Genomic DNA, 19,863 nt, shown 5'->3' with positions numbered 1-19,863 from the left:
GCAGTGGGCAGATCGACCTGCCGAACCTGATGCGCAGTCACCACTAAGACCAGCGCGAGCGATATTCAGTGAAAATGGATGCCCTAGGCCTTCCGTCATCTTGGCGCAAGATGTAGAAAAGATATCGGAATCTCCGCTACGCAACTGCCCGATGACCGAACCAACCTTGCTGATCCGTCTTGCCGAAGACGATGACGATTTCATTCTCGCGCTGGTACCCCGTTTCGTGGACTTCACGCTGCCGCCGTGGCGACGACGACACGAATGCATCGAGGGCATCCGCAACGATCTGCTGAAGCATCTGGAGGATCAGCCGGCGAACAGCTACTTGTTTGTGGCTGAGAATGCCGATGGCGAGCGGGTCGGTTTCATCCATCTGCAGCGCACGGCGGACTTTTTTACCGGACGCAGCAATTGCCATATCTCCGATCTGGCCGTCATGCCGCAACACGAGCGTGGCGGCGTCGGCAAAGCCCTGTTGGCGCATGCCGAAGCATGGGCGCGCGAACACCACTGCCAACTGGTGACGCTGGCGGTATTTCCGGGGAACGAGGGTGCGCGAGCGCTATATGAAGCGAGCGGCTATGCACCGGATCTGCTGCGACTGGCCAAACCGGTGCGCTGAAAAAACCAGCGGCCGGCGCAACGCCATAGGCGTCGCACCAGCCGACGGCGTGGTTACCTCAGTTTCGCGTGTCGCTGGCCGGGGTTTCAGCCAGCTCGCGCAGCTCCAGCCGGCGGGCCAAGCGGTCGATATTCGAGAGCGACAGCAAGTGCGCGTAGATCCAGCCGAACACGCCTTCCTTCGCAAACTCTTGAGTGGTTTTTTCGTCCAGTGTGCGCAGCTTTTCCTCGTTGACCACAAACAAGCCGTTGAGGTTGATCGAGCGACTATCCGCACTGTCGGGCGCGCCACGCTGCAGGCGTATATTGCGCGGCTGCAACAGGTCATGCTTGTTGAGTTGCTCAAGGAACCAGCGCGTCCGGGCAATGTTCTGCTGGAACTCGCCAAGAAAGCCCACCGCCTTGGTCAACAGCTCGGTATCGGTGCCGTCTTCCTTGAACAGACGCTCGCCTTCGGTCTTGTTGAAACCGACATAATCCTCGTCGAGGAACACGGTCAGCTCTTCACCCGGCTTACCATCCGGCTTTTCGGCCAATACAAACGGGTACCGACGGACAAACGCAGGAACGTAGATGTCAGGCGACCACTGGCCCTCGGCATCGATGTACAGGTTCTCGTCCTGACGAAGGCCGAGTAGCGCCACGGGGCCGGCATCTTTCGCATCATTGCCCGCAAACACGATCAACAGATCGCGCGCAGCGATAGCGAATTCCGTGCCGGTGAGCGGCACCGAGTGTGCCTTCATCGCATATTTCAGATTCGGCACGCCTTTCAGGCGCATATCTTTGTGGTCGATACGATTGAGCGGCACCGGGCGCTCGTAAAAAAGGACTTCAGCCACGTTGATACCTCTGCCCCGCCGTGCCGGGGTCGCCACCGAAGCGTCCCCTCCCAGAACCCGGCGTCGGGTCTATGTGATGGGCAACTATATCAGCGCCGCAGCGGGCGGGCGACTCGCCTTAGGTGACTGGCGCCATCGCACTAATCCGCACGGCTCAGGAAGCCCGGTAAGAGCTACTGACCGCTAGCATGCGAATTGCAATCAAAGTGTTCTATGCTGGCGGGAATGAGGCACCCTGCATTGTTTAACGCTCTCTGACGCTTTGGCTGAAGGACGATCTGCATGCTTATGGAAGTCCCGCTGACGGAAGTTCCAACCCGGGCCGATATCAACGCGACCCGAATGCTGTCGCTTGACGCCAGCGGTCGCATCCTGGACTGGATCAGCTGGCAGGAGGCGGTCTGCCTCTACGTGCGCGACGCGGTGGCCTGGACCCTGGGCGATCCCTGCCTCACCGTCCACGGCGGCATCAACCGCCTGCACGGCGAACAGAGCCTGATGCACCTGCATCCGATCATCGCCAGTACCGGCCACTGCCGCGACCATGCCATCGATCCTGCACCCGCGCTGACCAATACCGCCCTGTTCGCCCGCGACCGCCATCTGTGCCTCTACTGCGGCAACCACTTCACCCGCGGCGAACTCACCCGTGACCATGTGTTGCCGATCTCCAAGCACGGTGCGGATGCATGGGAAAACGTGGTCAGCGCCTGCCTCCACTGCAACCTGAAAAAGAGCAACCGTACCCCGCAACAGGCCAACATGCCGCTGCTGGCCGTGCCGTATCGCCCAAGCTGGGTCGAACACCTGATCCTGTCCAACCGCAACATCCTGGCCGATCAGATGGAGTTTCTGGTCAACCACCTGCCGAGGAATCGGCGACCGGCGACTGCTGAGGCATTTGCGTAAAACCTGCGCTCCGGACTAGTCAGGATCTGCCGCCAGAGCCTGTTCCAGATTGTCCAGCTCACCGCGTCCCATGTCCGCCAGCCGACAGTAGTGCCGCCGAATTCGCGCCAGCGTCTCGTCGTCGAGTTCTTCCAGATTGAGCAGAGCGTTGTGCGCCCGGCTGCTGCGAATCAGCTCATCCAGCTTGATTTGCACCGCCGCACCATCGCGGTTCTGCGTGTTCTGGATGAGAAACACCATCAGGAAAGTGACGATGGTGGTGCCCGTGTTGATCACAAGTTGCCACGTATTGCCAAAGTGGAACATCGGCCCAGTGCCAGCCCAGACCAATACGACCAGCACCGAAGCGAGAAAAGTGAACGGCTTTCCGGCAGCAGATGATGTTGCTGCGGCAAACCGGCGAAATATTGACGAAGCACTCATGCAGAACTCCTTACAAGGGATGAAAGCGTGGTGACCGGACTCCAGTCGGGCGCTTTGGCCAGTGTGCACCAGGCCTCACAATAGTCCCTGCCCGGGCATTTACCCTGCACTGCCCTTGCTCCGCCATGCCGCTGGACCAACAATACGCACATGACCGAGCTTTCCCGCTATCCCCATCTCGACACCATCGACACGCCGATCGATCTGCGCCGCGTATCCGACGACCAGCTGCCTGCCATAGCCGATGAGCTGCGGCAGTACCTGATCGAGGCCGTGGCCAGCTCCGGCGGCCACTTTGGTGCCGGCCTTGGCGTAGTGGAACTGACTGTGGCGCTGCATTACGTCTTCGAAACGCCGGTGGATCGGCTGGTATGGGACGTCGGCCACCAGTGCTACCCGCACAAGATTCTCACCGGTCGCCGCAACCGCATCACCACGATCAAGAAGAAGGATGGCTTGGCGCCATTCCCGCGCCGCGAGGAAAGCGAGTACGACACCTTCGGCGTCGGCCACTCGTCCACCTCGATATCGGCCGCATTGGGCATGGCGATCGCCGCACAGCGCAAGGGTGACCATCGCAAGGTCGTTGCCGTGATCGGTGATGGCGCGATGACCGCCGGCATGGCGTTCGAAGCGCTGAACCACGGCGGCGATGTCGAGCCGAATATGCTGGTGGTATTCAACGACAACGGCATGTCGATCAGCGAAAACGTCGGTGCGCTGACCAAAATGATGGCGCGCGCAATGGCAAGCCAGACGCTCAATACCTGGCGCGAGCGGGCCAAGCGGGCGATCCCGAAAAAATCCTTCTTCGGCCGCTGGTTCAAGCGCTGGGAAGAACACGCCAAGGGCATGTTCGTGCCCAGCACGCTGTTCGAAGAGCTGGGCTTCCACTACACCGGACCGATCGACGGCCACAACATCCCGCAACTGCTGCACGCACTGCGCACGGTGAAGAACCTGCCCGGGCCACAGTTGCTGCACGTGATCACTACGAAGGGCAAGGGCTACGCGCCGGCCGAGCAGGCGCAGATCGAATACCACGCGGTTGGGCCGTTTGATCCAGAAGCGGGCCTCACGAAAAAATCTGCACCGGCAAAACCCACCTATACCGATATCTTCGGTGATTGGCTGTGCGACATGGCTGCCAGCGACGAGCGCCTGCTCGGCATCACGCCAGCGATGCGCGAAGGCTCGGGCCTGGTACGTTTCTCCAAGGAATATCCGCAGCGCTATTTCGATGTAGCCATCGCCGAGCAGCACGCCGTGACGCTGGCCGCCGGCATGGCCTGCGAAGGCGCCAAGCCAGTGGTGGCGATCTATTCCACCTTTCTGCAGCGCGCCTACGACCAAGCCATCCACGATGTGGCCCTGCAGAATCTCGACGTCACTTTCGCCATCGATCGCGCCGGCGTGGTCGGGCCGGACGGTGCAACGCATTCAGGCACATTCGATCTCTCTTTCCTGCGCTGCCTGCCCAACATGCTGATCATGGCGCCGGCCGACGAAAACGAGTGCCGCATGATGCTCAGCACTGGCTTCCAGCACACGGGACCCGCTGCGATTCGTTACCCACGCGGCAGTGGTCCGGGTGCCGTTATGCATAAAGAACTCGATACCTTGCCAATTGGCAAGGCCGAGCTACGCCGGCGCGGCCATGGTCTGGCGTTGCTGAGCTTCGGCAGCATGCTGGCGCCTGCAGCTACCATCGCCGCCGAGCTTGATGCGACCCTGGTCAATATGCGATTCGTCAAACCGCTGGACGAGGCGATGCTGCTCGAACTGGCGAAAACCCACGATGCCTTCGTCACGCTGGAAGACAATGCCGTCGCCGGTGGTGCCGGCTCGGGCGTCGCCGAATGCCTGACTGCCCACGGTATCGTCAAACCCATCCTGCATCTCGGCCTTCCGGATCTCTATCTGGAACATGGGAGCCGTGACGAAGTGTTGACCATGGCAGGCCTCGATCTGCCCGGCATCCGCCATGCGATACAGGCGCGTTTTCTCCAGCTGATGGCGATCGCCAGTACGGGTTGAGTAATCCAGTTTCACCTCTGGAAGCCCTGCCATCCCGCGGGGCTCTTTATTAAATACGACCACCGCTGACGCGATCGCGCTGCTCCAGATCCTGCGCAGTGAATACCTTGATGTAACCGGCGGCATTCAGCAGCTTCCGCACAGCCTCGCCCTGGTGCCAGCCGTGCTCGAACAGCAGCCAGCCGCCGGGCTGCAGATGTTCGCGCGCATCGCTGATGATGCAGCGGATATCCTTCAATCCATCCCTACCAGACACCAGCGCACTGGCCGGTTCAAAGCGCAGATCGCCGTGAGCGAGGTGTGGATCGTTTGCCTCGATATACGGTGGATTGGAAACAATCAGCGCAAAACGCTGGAAGATCAGCGGTGTCAGCCAGTCGCCCTGGAGAAAGTCCACGTTGTTGATGCGCAGGCGCCGGGCGTTGCCTATCGCGACCGCGAGCGCCGCCGCACTCGCATCGGTGGCGGTGATGCTGGCCTGTGGACGCGCGCTGGCAATGGCCAGCGCGATGGCGCCGCTGCCGGTACCCAGGTCAGCGACCTGCGCGGCCGTGCCACGAGGCAAGCGCTCCAGTGCCAGCTCGACCAGCAGCTCGGTTTCCGGCCGCGGAATCAGTGTGTCCGGTGTTACCTCCAGATCCAGCGACCAGAAGCCCCGACGGCCGGTGATATAGGCGACAGGTTCCCCCTGCACCCGGCGATCAACCAGCGTCATATAAGCCGTCTGGACGTCTATATCCAGCTCATCGTCAGCATGCGCGATAAACCAGCTGCGTGACTTGCCCAGCGCATGCAGCAGGAGCACCTCGGCATCGATACCGTCGCCGATGCGTTGCATGGCATCGGTCAGCACACTGCGCACGTCAGACATGCGGCGGCTCCTCGTTGGCGTCAGGTGTTGCTGGCAGCGGCGGTATCGACTTGGGCCGCCAGTAGCCGCCGCTGGACCACGCCTCGAAGCCCCAGCGCAGCCAGCCGATCAGCGCGTTGGCCAACCACAGCGCCCACGCCAGCATGGCGATCTTGTAGACCCACAGCGACACGCTCAGCACGCCACCCAGTGGCAACGCATCCGCCGTCTGGTCAGCAAACCAGTGCAGTTGCCACGCGCTGGAATCGTTGCCCGCTACATGCATGTCGGGCAAGCCGAGCAAGCCCTTCGGCACGGCTGAGATCAGCACCAGCAACGCAAGCAACGTGAGGATGGCGAGACCGATCTGCAGCAGATTGAACACTGGCGTGCTGAGACGAGCCGAGAGCACACCGCGCGCCCGCAACCCCAACAGGATCAACCACAGCACTACGAGCGCATAGGCACTCCACGCGAACGCGGAGAAACCCAGCCCCAACAACAGCCAGTGCTGGAACCGCAGCGGTGTGGGCGCGTAGCGCGCCAGCAACCACGATGCCAACAGCAATACGATCAACTGCGACCAGTAGAGCACTGCCGGGCCAGCCGTCGGCCCCCACGTCCATAGCACCCAGCGATCCTGTGGCGGACGCAGCGTGAGGTCGATATTGGCGGTCGGTGCATGCAGTGCAAATGCCGGCGTATGCAAGCGCGCAGCGACGCCACCGGGCTCGCGCAGACGCAGCGCGTAGTCGTGTTCACCTGGCAGCAGCGGCAGATTGAGTTTGCCATCGCGAATGACGAGGTTGATCGGCGCATCATCGCGCTTCGCCTCCAGCAGCTCGGCACCCGAAGGCAGGCTGATGGCATGCTCGCCGCCGCGCGTGCTGCGCGCCTGCAGATCCAGCGTGGTTTCGGTGACGCGTTCACCTGTCGTGCTATCCACCTGCACGCGGTCAAACGCGAGACTGTCGCCGGCGATCGCTATCGGCTGGCTCAGCACGAGTTGGAGCGTCTCGCCAGGTAGCGGCTGATAGCGCAAGCCGTCGTCGCTGGCGCTGGTCGGCACGCCTTTGGCATCCACGTGCCACATTGGCGCCGTACTGATTTGCCAGACCTCGGCACGCTCGCTCAGTACCGGCGCCTTCAACGTCAGCGTCGTCGTGTGATCGAGCCGGCTGGTCCAGTGCACGGTGTCGCTGCCGGCGCTGAAGGTGACACTGATGCGTCCATCTTTCACCAGCGCGTCGTCGCCCAACGGATGTTCGCCAGGCAATAGTGGCAGTGTGGTACTGAAGCCGCCGTCCTTGGGTGCGATGCGCTCGGCGACGTTTTCCACCGTCCAGTCGATACCCAGCGCAAGACTGCGGGTCAGCCGAATGTAGGGCGGGAAGCTCTGCGCCAGTGCAGTGTCCTTGCCATCGCTGGCCGTGCGCACACGGTTGAGCGCAATGCTGTCGCCGAGCACGCGACCATCGTCGACACCATCCAGCGACCAGCCTTGTCCGGCAAAATCGATGTGCTGCGGACGCAGTTCAAAGCGCAGGCTGGCACTATCCGCCGCAGCGATGCGGTAGCGCAGGCTGACCCGATGCACACCCCGATCCAGCCGCAGCAGCAGCTGATCACCACGACGTGCCAGCGGCGCGATGGGATGACCGTCCACGCTGACATCGAGCAACTGCAGTGCATCATCCGGTTGCGGCAAGGGCAACGCGGTTGGCGCACCGATATGCGCTTCCAATACGACGCCGAGTGTATCGGCCGTCACCTGCAGCTGTGCTTGCGCAATCTGCGCGCAGGTCGGCGCACAGGTCGGCGCCTCGGTGAGACGAGTACGCAGCTGATTGAGCAACTGTTGATCAGGCAGGCTCTGCGCGTGAGATACATGTGGCAGCAGCACCAGCACGATCAGCACTGCACCAGCCACGCCACGGTTGCGCAAGGCATGCAGCGATCCGCGCAACGGTGGCAACAGCAACAGTGCAAGCCTGGCCAGCAGCGCAGCCAACAGGGCCACCATCAGCACGCGCAGCAGGCGCACCAGCCACGATGGCGCGATCACCAAGCGGGTTGTCTGTTCTGGCGTCACTGGCCCGGACCAGCCGAGGTGATAATTGTTGCCCTGGTTCCATTGCGGTGTGCCGCCGCCAGCCTGAATCAGGTCAGGGTTGTTTTGTTCGTGGGTGACCTGCGTGGAAGATGATATCGACGAACCCGTGACTACCACCTCTTTCAACTCTGGATGCGCGGCCTTACTTTCATCCTGAGAAGCGGACTGGCTGGCCATTGACGAATATTCGATCGGCGCGGGCTCTGCTGCCGGAGCTGGCGCGGCCATGACAGGGGGCGGCGGTTGAACGGCATTCTGGCTGACTTCGTCCACTGCCGGCGGCGCGCTGTAACCTGCAGCAACAGCCCGTCCATTCAACGAATCTTCCAGCTGCGGATGCAAGGCGTCCTGCAGCTGCGTCGACGCAAACGGCAGCGTCCACAGCACAGCCGACGCAAACAACACGATGGCACCGATGCGTGCACCCAGCCGCAGACGCCCTTCGGGCAAGGCCCGCATCAGCAGCGCCAGCGCGATGGCTACGGCAAGCGTCCAGCGCGGCGCGCCGTCCTCGTGCTGCGCCAGCGCAAGAAAAACAACGGCCAGCGCCGCCCAGCGCCAGCCCAGCAAACGGCCGGCAAGTAATGCAATAACCGCAACGATGAAAAGATCGAGCAGGCTCCACTGCGCCACCCACGAATCCGGCGAACGGTCCGCACCGGGCGCACCGAGCAGGCGATAGCCCTGCGGCAGATGCAACGTGGCGTCGATGCTTTCCAGCGGCAGCTGCCAGCCGGCACTGGGCACGGCAACACTGTGCTCGGGCAGACGCAGACCTGCACTGAGATCGATTTTCTGCTGACGTACTTCGACCCCGCTGCGACCGTTGTCGCCCTTGCTGATCAGCAACGATTCTTCGCCCTGCGATGCCCGCTGCAGCTGCCACGGAGTGGCCACATCCAGACGCTGGTGATGACGCAGGTCACCGCTGAGATGATCGGCGACGCTGAGTCCAGCGCCATCGAAATCGAGCCACAGCTCTCGCTGCAGATGCAGCTGAGCGCCCTGGCCGCCTTCGTCGCCGCGCGCCCCCTGTTCGATCGTGAGGCCAGCGGTATCGTCCAACGCAAAGGCCGGCAGCTCCCGCCAGTCGTCCGGCACGCCAGCCTGCGCCGCATCGACAGCGCGACCGTCGACGCGCGTACTGCGCAGATCAGTGTTATCGGCGTAACTCCAGATTTCCTGCCGCGGCCACGGCGCTACCGGCAGTTTCAACACGATGGCACTCGGTGCATCGGTGCGCCGCGCCTGCAGCGAAACAGTCCATTGACCAGGCCGCAGTTGCACGCGCAGACGGCCATCATTCTCAAGTCGCGCTGGCAAATCGCCAGTCAGCGCGGTCGCAACGAAACCGGCTGGCAGGGCCGGCCCGAGCAGTTGCTCGCGCGCACTGCCGGTCACGTTGAACTGCAGCTGGGTTTCCAGCGTCGCCGGCAGACCATCTTCCAGGCGACGATAGACGCGCAACGAGAGCGCATCAGCAGCGCGCTGCGCAGAGGCGGCTTCGCCAAGCGTCAGCTGATCGCCCTGGCGTTCGCTGCGGGTGACCGCGGCGCCATCCACGCTCAACGTGATCAAACCGATCGACGCTGGCACGCGCAGGCGCGGCGGTCGTGCGGTCCACGGCAGAGTGCCCTGCAATATGTAGTCACCCGCGGTGAGCCACAGCATCGGCTGACCCTCGTGCTGCAACACGGTCGCCGGCTGCTTATTGGTGCTGACCTGCTGCGGCCAGTTTCTCGCATCACCCGGCAGGACGACCCAGCTGGGCGCGTCCACATGCACATCGAGGCTGAAATGGCCCCCGTCCTTGTTTGCATCCAAGGTCAACCGACCGGACCACGCACACTGATAACTGCCGGCGTTCGGCATCTGGTTGGCGAGGAATGGGCAGTCATGCTGCGGTACGCCGTGCAGCACCCAGGCCTGCCAGTCGCGCAGTGGCGGCGGTATGTCCTGCGCCAACAATGGCGATGCCATCAGCCAACTGAATAGCCAGCAAAAGGCCAGCAACACAACCGATCGACGATCCATTTCTGCTTTCCCCATGCCAATGCCCCTCATGCTTGCGCTCCCTGGTTCACTCCTGCGGCCGTCACAGTGTAGGTGCTATACAGCGGGGCCTGCATCCTGCGGCGGCGTCATCACGTATTTAAAAGCTCACTCATACGCTCGCGCACCGTTTTCTGTCGCCAAAATCGGCGACGAACCCGGCGAGCTACCGCAAAGATGCGAGGAACAGGCATGCCGTCGGACCACCACGCTCCATCCCCTCGCCCACGTCGCTCCGGCCTGCTGGCGGCGATTCTCCTGGCGCTAAGTGCCGGCCTGCTGACAGGTTGCCAGGCAACGCTTTTTGCCGGTCTCAACGCGACCAGCCATCACGGTGACGTCATCGTTGATCGCGACGTGACGTTTGACGCCGAGCATGGTCTGGCCATGGACATCTATCGCCTGCCGCATACCGAACACGCGCCGGTGGTGGTGTATTTCTACGGCGGCAGCTGGAAGTCCGGCAAGCGCCAGTGGTATCGCTTCGTCGGCGAGGCGCTGGCCAAGCGCGGTCTGGTCGTGATGATTCCGGATTACCGGCTGTGGCCGAAAGTGAAACTGGACGGCTTCATGCGGGACGGTGCACGCGCGCTGGCGTGGACGCACACGCATGCAGGCGAATACGGCGGCGACAACAATGAGCTGTTCGTGATGGGGCATTCGGCCGGCGCGCACATCGCCGCCCTGCTGGCAACGGACGCGCACTGGCTTGCTGATGACAGCATGCAACCAAGGCAGCTGGCCGGCTTTATCGGCCTGGCCGGCCCGTATGATTTCCTGCCACTGAAAGATCCGGATTTCGTCGACATGTTCGGCCCCACCCATGAAGCCCAGCTGCGCTCGCAGCCCGTGCATTTCGTCAACGGCGATGAACCGCCGATGCTGCTGATGCAAGGCACCACCGACAAGATCGTCTGGCCGCGTAACACCCTTTCGCTGGCCGCTGCCATGCGCCGCGAGCACGAACCGGTCGAAGTAAAACTCTACCCGGGCATCGGCCATTTCGCGTTGCTGTTTTCGCTATCCGGGCAGTTCCGCAGCAAGGCGCCGGCATTGAACGACACTGTGGATTTCATCCACGCACAGGTGATGCAGCGACGGCAGGCGGCGTCAGCACTTTAGAAAAGCGTCATAAAAAACGCCGGGCATGACGGCCCGGCGTTTTTTATTTGCAGTCACTGGACTCAGCAAGACATCAAGGCACTCAACGCAGAATCGATGCCGGATCCTGCTTGGTCTTCAGCGCGCTGCAGAGCTGGATCGATTCGCTGGTCTGCGCCAAGCCACGATCGACGCCGGCCGCATCTTTCAGTCGCGGCTTGAAGAAGGCCTGCGCGCGATCGACCTCGGCAGCCGAACAACCGCCACCGGCGGCAAAATGCGGCAGATAACCACCGGCGAAGCTGCCCGTACGTGCCAAAATCTGCGTGTAATGCGCAGTAAACCAGGACCACAACGCATCGCGCTGTGCCTGCGTATCACGACCTCCACGCACCAGCGATGCCATCTCGCCCACCTTGACCGGCTTGCTGAGGGCGAAGTTACGCACCTCGTTGATCAGCGTGGGATCTTCCACACTGGCCAGACCCGCCAGCATGCTGTTGCGCAGCGCGGCATCGCTGGTCTGGGGCAGTTCGGCGATCAGCGCATCGATGACAGGCTTGCCCTGTTCCTGCACAGCCACGCCCAGCGCATCTCCCAGCAAATCGGGATCGGCAGCGGAGAGATTCAGACGTCCATTTGCTTGGCGCTTGAGTGCCTCCTCCCCTTGCTTGAGCAGCTCGGCGCGTACTTCAGGCAGCTTGTACTGCAGACCAAGCGCACCGGCCAGCTCACTGCGCAGCAACGCATCATCACCGGATTCACCGTCCTTGCGCTGGTAGCCGAGCTGCTGCAGATGCGGCAGGTAAGCATCTTTCACCCATTCGGCAAGCTTGCTGCGCTGCGCGTCGGTGGTGGCCTCGTTGCGATAGATCCACTCAATTTGATCGAGTGGTGCGGTAGCAACCACCAGAATCTTCGAGGATGTCAGCGGCTTCAGTGCGACCAGCGCATCACCGGCGTCGATGTCACCGTGCCGGAAGCTCGCATCGATGGCATCGGCATAGGTTAGCTGTTCGGCGTCGCTGAGCAGGCCAACGTGTGCAGTCAGATCGCCCAGCTCCCTCTTGCCTAGGCTGAAACGGTAATAGCCGCTAGCGTTGGCATTGGGCATGATCCACGTCGGCTGGCTGGCGCCGGCCAGCACCATCGAGCCGGTGGCTTTGTCCAGTACCTCGCAATTGACCTTGCTGGACTGTGCCTTATCTTTGCCGTTAGCGGCCGTGCCATAGCGCACGCACACCGGAATACCCCAGATGCGCTTGCTGTCGCCGGTGCTGCCGACCGGCAGGAAACGGCTCTGGCTCAGATGCAGCACGGTCTTGCCATCCTTCTGTTCCAGTGACGTCTGCACATACGGCACGCCCGACTGATCGAGGAAGCTATTGAACGCGTGCTTGAAGTCGTTGCCCTTGCCGGCCGCGGTGGCAATCGACGAGACCAGGTCATCCGCCCCGGCGTTGCCGAACTTGTGCTTCTGGATGTACGCCTGCATGCCTTTCTGGAAGGTCTTTTCGCCGACGTAATTCTCGAACATGCCGATGACGCTGGCACCCTTCTTGTAGGTGATGCCGTCGAATGCGGTTTCGATATCGCCATTGCCGGTGATCGGCTGACGGATCTTGCGCGCGCTGACCAGGCTGTCGTTGCTCATCGCGCCTTGCGCGCCGGTGACACGATCGAGATCGGCACGGTATTCCGGATGAACCTGCTCGGTCACCTTCTGCTGCATCCAGGTGGCGAACGCCTCGTTGAGCCAGATGTCGTTCCACCATTCCAGCGTCACCGTGTCACCGGTCCACTGATGCGCGAGCTCATGCGCGGTGACGTTGAACGAACCACGCACGTTGCGTGCCGGTGAATCCTTGTCGAGCAGCAGCAACCAGTCGCGGAAGGTCACCAGGCCCGCGTTCTCCATCGCGCCAGCAGCGAAATCCGGTGCCGCAAGCACGTCGAGCTTGTCCCACGGATAGCCGAAGCCGTAATAGTTTTCCAGCGCATGGATGATGCTTGGGGTTTCGCCGAGCACGTGCTGCATGCGATAGGCTTCGCCGGCCGACGCAATGCCACGCAGCGGCAGCGGCGTGGTGCGATAGGCGTCCGGCGATATGTCCGGCGCGGTGGCGATGCTCCACGGCCCTACACCGAAGGCGACCAGGTAGGTCGGCAGCGGCAGCGTTTGTGCAAACTCCAGCGTCTTCCAGCCGTCACCAGCTGGCGTCTCTTTCACCTGCCGAGTGTTGGCAACGGCGGTGTCTTTTTCGGGAATGGTCAGGCTGATCGTGAACGGCGTCTTGAAGCCCGGTTCGTCGAAACCCGGAAACGCAAAGCGCGCGCTGATCGGTTCCATCTGCGTCATCGCATAGGGCTGACCCTTCGCCGATACCTTGTACAGGCCCTGCAGTTGCGCGTTGAGCGGCGCGGTATATTCAAAAGCCAGCGTCAGCGTCTGCGGCTTCAACGTGCTGCCGAAATCCACGCGCGCCACACCGGCTTCCGGGTCCGCCAAGGTGTAAGTACCCACATGCGCCGCGCCAGCGGCGTCGATGATGGCCACCTTCGATATCTTCAGCTCGCTGCCGTCCAGCCAAAGATGATCGGAGGCCTTGCTGAGCTTGACCTTGATCGTGGTGGTGCCGGAGAAATCTTCCTGTGCCGGATCGACCTTGAACGACAACGCGTAGGACTGCGGAACCGCCCAGAGCGGCAACCTGCCCTGCGGCACTTGATCAGCCGTGGCAGCAAACGCAGCACCGCAGCACGAGGCCAGCGCAGTCAGCAAAAGAGGACGAACAAAACGACGCATGAGGATTCCCGTTACCGAAGTGATAACCGCCCACGCTAAGTGGCACATGACTTTCGACCCAGTGCCAGAAGGCATGACCCGGCTGATTTCCGCGCGTAAAAAACCCCCGGCCATCGCTGACCGAGGTTCACTTTGTGTCAATCAACGCGACATGTTTGCGGCGAAATCAGCCCGCCACGTCCGCCTGCTCCAGCGCCACGGCCACCGCGTGAATCACTGCAGCGATGCGTGCCGCACTCTGGATCGGCTGCGCCGAAAGACCATGCTTGCGCAACGTCTTCTCGTGCGACTCCAGGCACATGCCGCAACCGTTGACCGCCGACACCGCCAGCGACGCCAGTTCAAAGTCGACTTTGTCACCGCCGGGGTTGGCCATGGCATTCATGCGCAGGCCGGCGCGCAGCGTGCCGTATTCGGCGTCGCCCACCAAGTGGATGAAACGATAATAGATGTTGTTCATGCCCATGATCGACGCCGCGACGCGGGCACCTTTCAACTCGTCTTCGCTGGCGTGCTGCGCAGCCAGTTCGTTGACAGCCGCGGTGAGCGGTTTGTAGCGCGAAGCAATCGCCGACGCGAGCGCAATCACCACGATCTGCTTCTGGGTCAGGCCGGGCGCACCGCCCTCGGTCAGCACGGACTCGAGGTTGAGACGCAGGTCCTTGGCATAGTCGGGCAACTGGCTTTTCAGATCGGCAAGACTCATGGAACACCTCAGTAAAATTTCGGGAAGAAATAAAAATTCAGGGCAAAAAAATCCGGCGGCGAAGCGAGCCTCGCCGCCGGTGGTTTAAAACCCTCGCGTCAGCGGGGGGAGGGACAAACTCTGACGCCAGGGGTAGAGCGAACAGTCAAATACCGGCTATCAAGCGATCAGGCAACCTGCAGGGTCTCTTCGCCCTTGCTCCAGTTGCATGGGCACAGTTCGTCGGTCTGCAGAGCGTCCAGCACGCGCAGCACTTCCTGCGGGTTGCGGCCGACCGAACCGTCGGTGACGTAGACGAAGCGGATGATGCCGTCCGGATCGACCAGGAACGTGGCGCGCTGCGCCACGCCGTCGTCGCCCAGGATCCCCAGTGCCGAGGTCAGGTCTTTCTTGATGTCGGCCAGCATGGGGAACGGCAGGTCACGCAGATCCTTGTGATCCTTGCGCCACGCCAGATGCACGAACTCGCTGTCCGTGCTGGCAGCCAGCACCTGGCAATCGCGATCAGCGAACTGGCCGTTCAAGTCGCCAAAGCCCTTGATCTCAGTCGGGCAGACGAAGGTGAAGTCCTTCGGGTAGAAGAACACCAGCAGCCACTTGCCCTTGTAGGTGCCATTGTCGATCGGGGCGAACGCCTTCTCGACGCTTTCGGTGGAAACGGTCGCGAGGAGGTTGAACTGCGGGAACTTGTCGCCGATGGTCAGCATGGTTTTTCTCCGATGAATAGGGGTGTGGCAGATTGACGCCCTGCAAAATGGGCGAGAGAAATATGAGCAAGAAGCCCGTTTACGGCATGTCGCGATGCACCATCGTACGAAACCAGCCCCCATTGTTCAAATTGATGGTTTACATCACAATCATAGGCACTGACTATCAAGGCAATTGACATCGCCCATGAATCTGCGTGACCTGCACTACCTCGTTGCCCTGGCCGAACATCGCCACTTCGGTCGCGCCGCCGAAGCCAGCTTCGTCAGCCAGCCCACGTTGTCGACACAGATCAAGAAGCTGGAAGACGAGCTTGGCGTCACGCTGGTCGAACGCATGCCGCGCAAAGTGCTGCTCACCGAAACCGGTCGCGAGATAGCCCGCCGCGCGCGTATGGTGCTGGCCGAGGTCGACGAGATCAAGGCCACGGCCCAGCGCACTCGCGACCCGGAAGCCGGCACGCTGCGGCTGGGCATCTTCCCTACGCTCGGGCCGTACCTGTTGCCGCATGTGATCCCGCTAATGCGCGACCGCTTTCCCCGGCTGGAGCTGCTGCTGACCGAAGGCAAGACGGAAGACATCATTCACATGCTGCGCGACGGTTCGCTCGATGCCGGCATCCTGGCGCTGCCGCTACATGAGGATTCGCTGCATTCCGAGTTCCTGTTCGAGGAGCCCTTCGTGCTGGCCGTGCCCAACAATCACGCCCTGGTGAAACAGAAGGGCAAGCTCAAGCTGTCCGACCTCGCCGCCGAGCGATTGCTGCTGCTGGAAGACGGCCACTGCCTGCGCGATCAGGCGCTGGAAGTATGTCAGCTGGCTGGCGCTGGCGAGAAAACCGGCTTCCGCGCCACCAGCCTGGAAACCCTGCGGCAGATGGTCGCTGCCAACGTGGGCATTACCCTGCTACCCACGCTGGCGACCAAGCCGCCGATGGCACGCACCGACAACGTGCACTTGATCGAATTCGCCGGCCACCCGCCGAGCCGGCGCATCGCCATGGTGTGGCGCAAGAGCGCATCGATGAACACCTTTCTCAAACGGGTGGCCCAGGTGTTTCACGAGTTGCCGGCAGATCTGTTCGTGCCGGGCATCGAGCGGGCCAGACGGGCGAAGCTGGCCAAGAGCTGATTTATCGGGACGCGACGACGATCACGCGAAGTCTCCGGAAGTCACCGCAGCAGTTCAGCCACTCCACCATTTCAGCACACACAAGGCCGAGACCATGCGTCGCGTACTGATCGCCCTGCTCGCGCTGCTGATCGGCTGGGGCGCACTGTCCCATTGGCGGCATCGCGCCGTGACGCAACCACCCGGCATACTGGCACCGGACACGCCGCAGCAGGACAACCTCGGAACCGACGCGCCGGTTTTGCAGCAAGGCGATGTCACACTCACGACCCGCGCGCATTTCGTTGTCACCGCGCGCGTGCTTTCGCGTGAAGATTATTCATGGGGCGCCGACGCCAAGCTCATTCCGGAAGATCTCGCACTCGGCTGGGGCCGCATGTCCGACAGCTCGGTGCTGGCCAGCATCAAGATCACCCAATCCGACCGCTTCTACTACTGGCACGTCGACCAGTTCCCGATTCCCCGGCGCGAAATCGAAACTTCCAGCGCCAACATGCATATGATCCCCGCCGATGCCGGCGTCAAACGCGAACTCGACCAGGTTCGCGTCGGTCAGGTCGTGCACTTCGAAGGCTTTCTCGTCGATGCCAGCCGTCCGGGCGGCTGGCACTGGAAAACGTCGATGACGCGGGACGATGTCGGTGCTGGCGCCTGTGAGCTGGTTTATGTGGAACGGTTTGACGTCGTCGCGCATTGAACGTGAATCAATGGCCCGGGCTTGGCGAATGCCTGCAGCGAAGCATTCTGAAAAGTGATGTGATCGGCTTTTCAATAATGCATCAGGCTATAAAGCAATGAAGCTGATGGCCAACGGCTTCGTCCGTTGAGCGCATCGAGTTCGATCAGCACACTGGCGCCAGCCACTTGGCCACCGAGCTTGTCGACCAGTGCACACGCCGCCGCCAGCGTGCCGCCAGTGGCCAGCACATCATCCACGATGAGTACACGCCGTCCGGGTTGGAGCGTATCGCTGCTTGCTTCGAGTCGGTCGCTGCCGTATTCCAGCTGGTAGTCAACGCCAACCACGGGTGGTGGTAGCTTGCCAGGCTTGCGCAACGGCACGAAGCCGGCGTGCAGCTTCTGCGCCAGCGCCACGCCGAAGATAAAGCCGCGCGCCTCGATGCCACATACCGCCTGCACGCGCTGGCTCTGCCACGGTTCGGCCAGCGCATCGATACAGCGGCCAAATGCCTCGGCGTCGGCCAGCAGTGGAGTCACATCGCGGAAAGTGACACCGGGCATGGGAAAGTCGGCGACGGCGCGGATCAGTTTGGCAAAATCTTTCACGGCAACTTTCTCGTCACAGCAAGCCGGTAGCTTGCATGGTATTCAGGGCGATCCGCGGTCAGCCAGCGCTATCAGCAGAAAACGGCCAGCGGGTCGTCTGGCACGTCAGTTTGCTCCTTGATCGCCAGCCGCGCCTCGCTGAGCTGCACCTCTACTGCTTGAACGATGCCGCTGGCGGCCGACAGGCTGGATTCGGGCACCATCACGGCAATGAAATCCATTGCCGGCAACTGGCCGACCGCGCCCGTGAGGTATTCGCCGGAGATAAAGGCCGGGATGCCTTCGGCCTCCAACGCATCTTTCACCAGATGGGCATCAAACAGGTTGTCGGCGCGATAAATGGTTTGCATACGCCACACGCTAACCCTCGTACCGTCGATGGGCAAGCCGCACCTTGAATTCGGCCACCTGGCAAGCTTTCTGCGCCCGGCAGCGGTGACAAGGTAAACTGATACGTTTCCGCTACCGCACACGAGTTTTTGCACGATGTCGACCGAAAACCTTACCGTCGAACCTGTCATTCCGGCCGCGTCAAACGGGCAGCAGGTCGTGCAGCAGAATTTCATCCGGCAGATCGTGCGCGATGACCTCAACGCGGGCAAGCACCGCGCGATCCACACGCGCTTCCCGCCGGAGCCGAACGGTTATCTGCACATCGGCCACGCCAAGGCGATCTGCCTGAATTTCGGCATTGCTGGCGAATTCAGCGGCTGGTGCAACCTGCGCCTGGACGACACCAACCCCGGCAAGGAAGACCCGGAGTTTGTCGAAGGCATCAAGGACGACGTGCGCTGGCTCGGCTTCGAATGGCATGACCTGCGCCACGCGTCGGATTATTTCGAGGTGATGTACCGCTCGGCACTGAAGCTCGTCGAGGATGGTAACGCGTACGTCGACGACCTCAACGCCGAGGAAATGCGCGAGTACCGCGGCACGTTGACGACGGCCGGGCGCAATTCACCACATCGCTCGCGCAGCGTGGAGGAAAACCTCAACCTGTTCCGCCGCATGCGCGCGGGCGAATTCGCCGACGGCAGCAAGACACTGCGCGCGAAGATAGACATGAGCGCCGGTAACATGAACATGCGCGACCCGGCGATCTACCGCATCCGCAAGATCGCCCACCAGAACACCGGTGACGCATGGCCGATCTATCCTATGTACGATTACGCGCACTGCCTGTCCGATGCGCTGGAAGGCATCACGCACTCACTGTGCACGCTGGAGTTTGAAGATCACCGGCCGCTGTACGACTGGTTTGTCGACAAGGTCGATCTGCCAAAGCATCCCGAACTGTGGAAGAGCTTGCTCGATAGCGGCGTGCGTACGCATCCGGCCAAGCCGCGACAGATCGAGTTCTCTCGCCTCAACCTCAGCTACTGCATCACCAGCAAGCGAAAACTGGCGCAGCTGGTCGCCGAAAATTTCGTCGATGGCTGGGACGATCCACGCATGAACACGCTACGCGGTCTGCGCCGGCGCGGCTTCACGCCGGCCGGACTGCGCCTGCTGATCGAACGCGTGGGTGTGAGCAAGCAGAACAGCGTGATCGATTACGCGATCCTCGAAAACTGCATCCGTGAAGATCTGGATGTCACTGCGTCACGCCGCATGGCCGTGCTCGATCCGCTGAAGTTGGTGATCACCAATCTTTCGGCCGATCACGAAGAAACGCTGCGGTTCGCCAACCATCCCAAGGACGACAGCTTCGGCCAGCGCGACGTGCCGTTTGCGCCCGAGCTTTGGATCGAGCGTGAGGATTTCGCCGAAATTCCACCAAAGGGCTTTCATCGCCTCAAGCCCGATGGCGAAGTTCGCCTGCGCGGCGTCGGCATCATCAAGTGCGAACAGATGATCAAAGACGCCGATGGCAACGTGACGGAGCTGCGCTGTACGCTTGACCCGGAAACACGCCATGGCATGCCGGGCGCCGACCGCAAGGTAAAGGGCACGATTCACTGGGTGAGCGCGAAGCACGCCATCGCTACCGAGGTGCGTCTCTACGATCGCCAGTTCAACGTGTCTGCGCCCGAGAACGAAGAGGATGGCAAGACCTGGCTCGAACACGTCAACCCGCAGGCCAAGCGCGTTGTGCAGGCGTGGCTGGAGCCTGCCGCAGCAGATGTAGCGCCGGAGCAGCGGTTCCAGTTCGAGCGACTCGGTTATTTCGTCGCCGACCGCGTCGATCACCAGCCAGCAAAACCGGTGTTCAACCGCACCGTCACCCTGCGCGACACGTGGACGAGGCAGGCTGGCCAGTAGACGGAGGGAACG

Annotated in this window: 16 protein-coding genes; 7 read left to right on the top strand and 9 right to left on the bottom strand. The window is 61.9% G+C overall.

The window, feature by feature from the left end; genetic code table 11:
- The first annotated feature begins 151 nt into the window (after nt 1–151).
- Nucleotides 152–625 (top strand): GNAT family N-acetyltransferase, encoded by a 474-nt coding sequence (locus tag HDE80_RS10700; RefSeq protein ID WP_184600762.1) that lies wholly within the window; start codon nt 152–154, stop codon nt 623–625.
- Nucleotides 626–683: 58 nt separating this feature from the next.
- Here HDE80_RS10700 and HDE80_RS10695 read toward each other — a convergent pair whose 3' ends face one another.
- Nucleotides 684–1,466 carry a SapC family protein gene (locus HDE80_RS10695; protein ID WP_184670651.1) on the bottom strand — a complete coding sequence of 261 codons (783 nt, stop codon included), beginning with the start codon at nt 1,464–1,466 and terminating at the stop codon, nt 684–686.
- A gap of 282 nt (nt 1,467–1,748) precedes the next feature.
- Here HDE80_RS10695 and HDE80_RS10690 point away from each other — a divergent pair, with 282 nt between their 5' ends.
- Nucleotides 1,749–2,375, top strand: a complete 627-nt coding sequence (locus tag HDE80_RS10690) for an HNH endonuclease (protein ID WP_184600760.1) — start codon at nt 1,749–1,751, stop codon at nt 2,373–2,375.
- 15 nt (nt 2,376–2,390) lie between these two features.
- On the opposite strand, the gene HDE80_RS10685 is transcribed toward HDE80_RS10690, so the two are convergent.
- Nucleotides 2,391–2,798, bottom strand: a complete 408-nt coding sequence (locus tag HDE80_RS10685) for a low affinity iron permease family protein (protein ID WP_184670649.1) — start codon at nt 2,796–2,798, stop codon at nt 2,391–2,393.
- 150 nt (nt 2,799–2,948) lie between these two features.
- On the opposite strand from HDE80_RS10685, the gene dxs reads away from it, so the two are divergent.
- On the top strand, nt 2,949–4,835 hold the full coding sequence (dxs, locus tag HDE80_RS10680) for a 1-deoxy-D-xylulose-5-phosphate synthase (RefSeq protein WP_184670648.1): 1,887 nt from the start codon (nt 2,949–2,951) through the stop codon (nt 4,833–4,835).
- Nucleotides 4,836–4,884: 49 nt separating this feature from the next.
- On the opposite strand, the gene prmC is transcribed toward dxs, so the two are convergent.
- The gene (gene prmC, locus HDE80_RS10675) at nt 4,885–5,706 is read right to left on the bottom strand and encodes a peptide chain release factor N(5)-glutamine methyltransferase (protein WP_184670646.1); all 822 of its coding nucleotides are present in this window, start codon (nt 5,704–5,706) and stop codon (nt 4,885–4,887) included.
- Nucleotides 5,699–9,832 (bottom strand): hypothetical protein, encoded by a 4,134-nt coding sequence (locus HDE80_RS10670; RefSeq protein ID WP_184670644.1) that lies wholly within the window; start codon nt 9,830–9,832, stop codon nt 5,699–5,701. Before HDE80_RS10670 ends, prmC begins: the two co-directional genes overlap by 8 nt.
- A 210-nt stretch (nt 9,833–10,042) precedes the next feature.
- Here HDE80_RS10670 and HDE80_RS10665 point away from each other — a divergent pair, with 210 nt between their 5' ends.
- On the top strand, nt 10,043–10,972 hold the full coding sequence (locus tag HDE80_RS10665) for an alpha/beta hydrolase (protein ID WP_184670642.1): 930 nt from the start codon (nt 10,043–10,045) through the stop codon (nt 10,970–10,972).
- Nucleotides 10,973–11,054: 82 nt separating this feature from the next.
- On the opposite strand, the gene HDE80_RS10660 is transcribed toward HDE80_RS10665, so the two are convergent.
- From HDE80_RS10660 to HDE80_RS10650, 3 genes are all read right to left on the bottom strand, one after another.
- Nucleotides 11,055–13,757 carry a M1 family metallopeptidase gene (locus HDE80_RS10660; RefSeq protein WP_184670640.1) on the bottom strand — a complete coding sequence of 901 codons (2,703 nt, stop codon included), beginning with the start codon at nt 13,755–13,757 and terminating at the stop codon, nt 11,055–11,057.
- 166 nt (nt 13,758–13,923) lie between these two features.
- Entirely contained in the window at nt 13,924–14,463 is a 540-nt protein-coding gene (locus HDE80_RS10655; RefSeq protein WP_184670638.1) for a carboxymuconolactone decarboxylase family protein, read from the bottom strand.
- A gap of 167 nt (nt 14,464–14,630) precedes the next feature.
- The gene (locus tag HDE80_RS10650; RefSeq protein WP_184600753.1) at nt 14,631–15,170 is read right to left on the bottom strand and encodes a peroxiredoxin; all 540 of its coding nucleotides are present in this window, start codon (nt 15,168–15,170) and stop codon (nt 14,631–14,633) included.
- Nucleotides 15,171–15,357: 187 nt separating this feature from the next.
- Between HDE80_RS10650 and HDE80_RS10645 the strand changes: the two genes are divergently transcribed.
- Nucleotides 15,358–16,302, top strand: coding sequence for a LysR substrate-binding domain-containing protein (locus HDE80_RS10645; protein WP_184600752.1), 945 nt, complete (start codon nt 15,358–15,360; stop codon nt 16,300–16,302).
- A gap of 94 nt (nt 16,303–16,396) precedes the next feature.
- Nucleotides 16,397–16,999 carry a hypothetical protein gene (locus HDE80_RS10640; RefSeq protein ID WP_184670637.1) on the top strand — a complete coding sequence of 201 codons (603 nt, stop codon included), beginning with the start codon at nt 16,397–16,399 and terminating at the stop codon, nt 16,997–16,999.
- Nucleotides 17,000–17,070: 71 nt separating this feature from the next.
- On the opposite strand, the gene HDE80_RS10635 is transcribed toward HDE80_RS10640, so the two are convergent.
- Both HDE80_RS10635 and HDE80_RS10630 read right to left on the bottom strand, forming a co-directional pair.
- Nucleotides 17,071–17,589, bottom strand: coding sequence for an adenine phosphoribosyltransferase (locus HDE80_RS10635; protein ID WP_184670635.1), 519 nt, complete (start codon nt 17,587–17,589; stop codon nt 17,071–17,073).
- A gap of 71 nt (nt 17,590–17,660) precedes the next feature.
- Complete coding sequence (locus tag HDE80_RS10630; RefSeq protein WP_184670633.1) at nt 17,661–17,939, bottom strand: DUF2007 domain-containing protein; 279 nt, start codon at nt 17,937–17,939, stop codon at nt 17,661–17,663.
- 136 nt (nt 17,940–18,075) lie between these two features.
- On the opposite strand from HDE80_RS10630, the gene HDE80_RS10625 reads away from it, so the two are divergent.
- Nucleotides 18,076–19,851: a glutamine--tRNA ligase/YqeY domain fusion protein gene (locus HDE80_RS10625; RefSeq protein WP_184670631.1), complete on the top strand. Its 1,776-nt coding sequence runs from the start codon at nt 18,076–18,078 to the stop codon at nt 19,849–19,851.
- The last annotated feature ends 12 nt before the right edge of the window (nt 19,852–19,863 follow it).

Origin of the sequence: Rhodanobacter sp. A1T4, from assembly GCF_014207185.1 — a bacterium.
Taxonomy (GTDB): Bacteria; Pseudomonadota; Gammaproteobacteria; order Xanthomonadales; family Rhodanobacteraceae; genus Rhodanobacter.
Note: the sequence above shows the minus strand (reverse complement) of the source record. Positions and strands in the feature narration are given on the sequence as shown.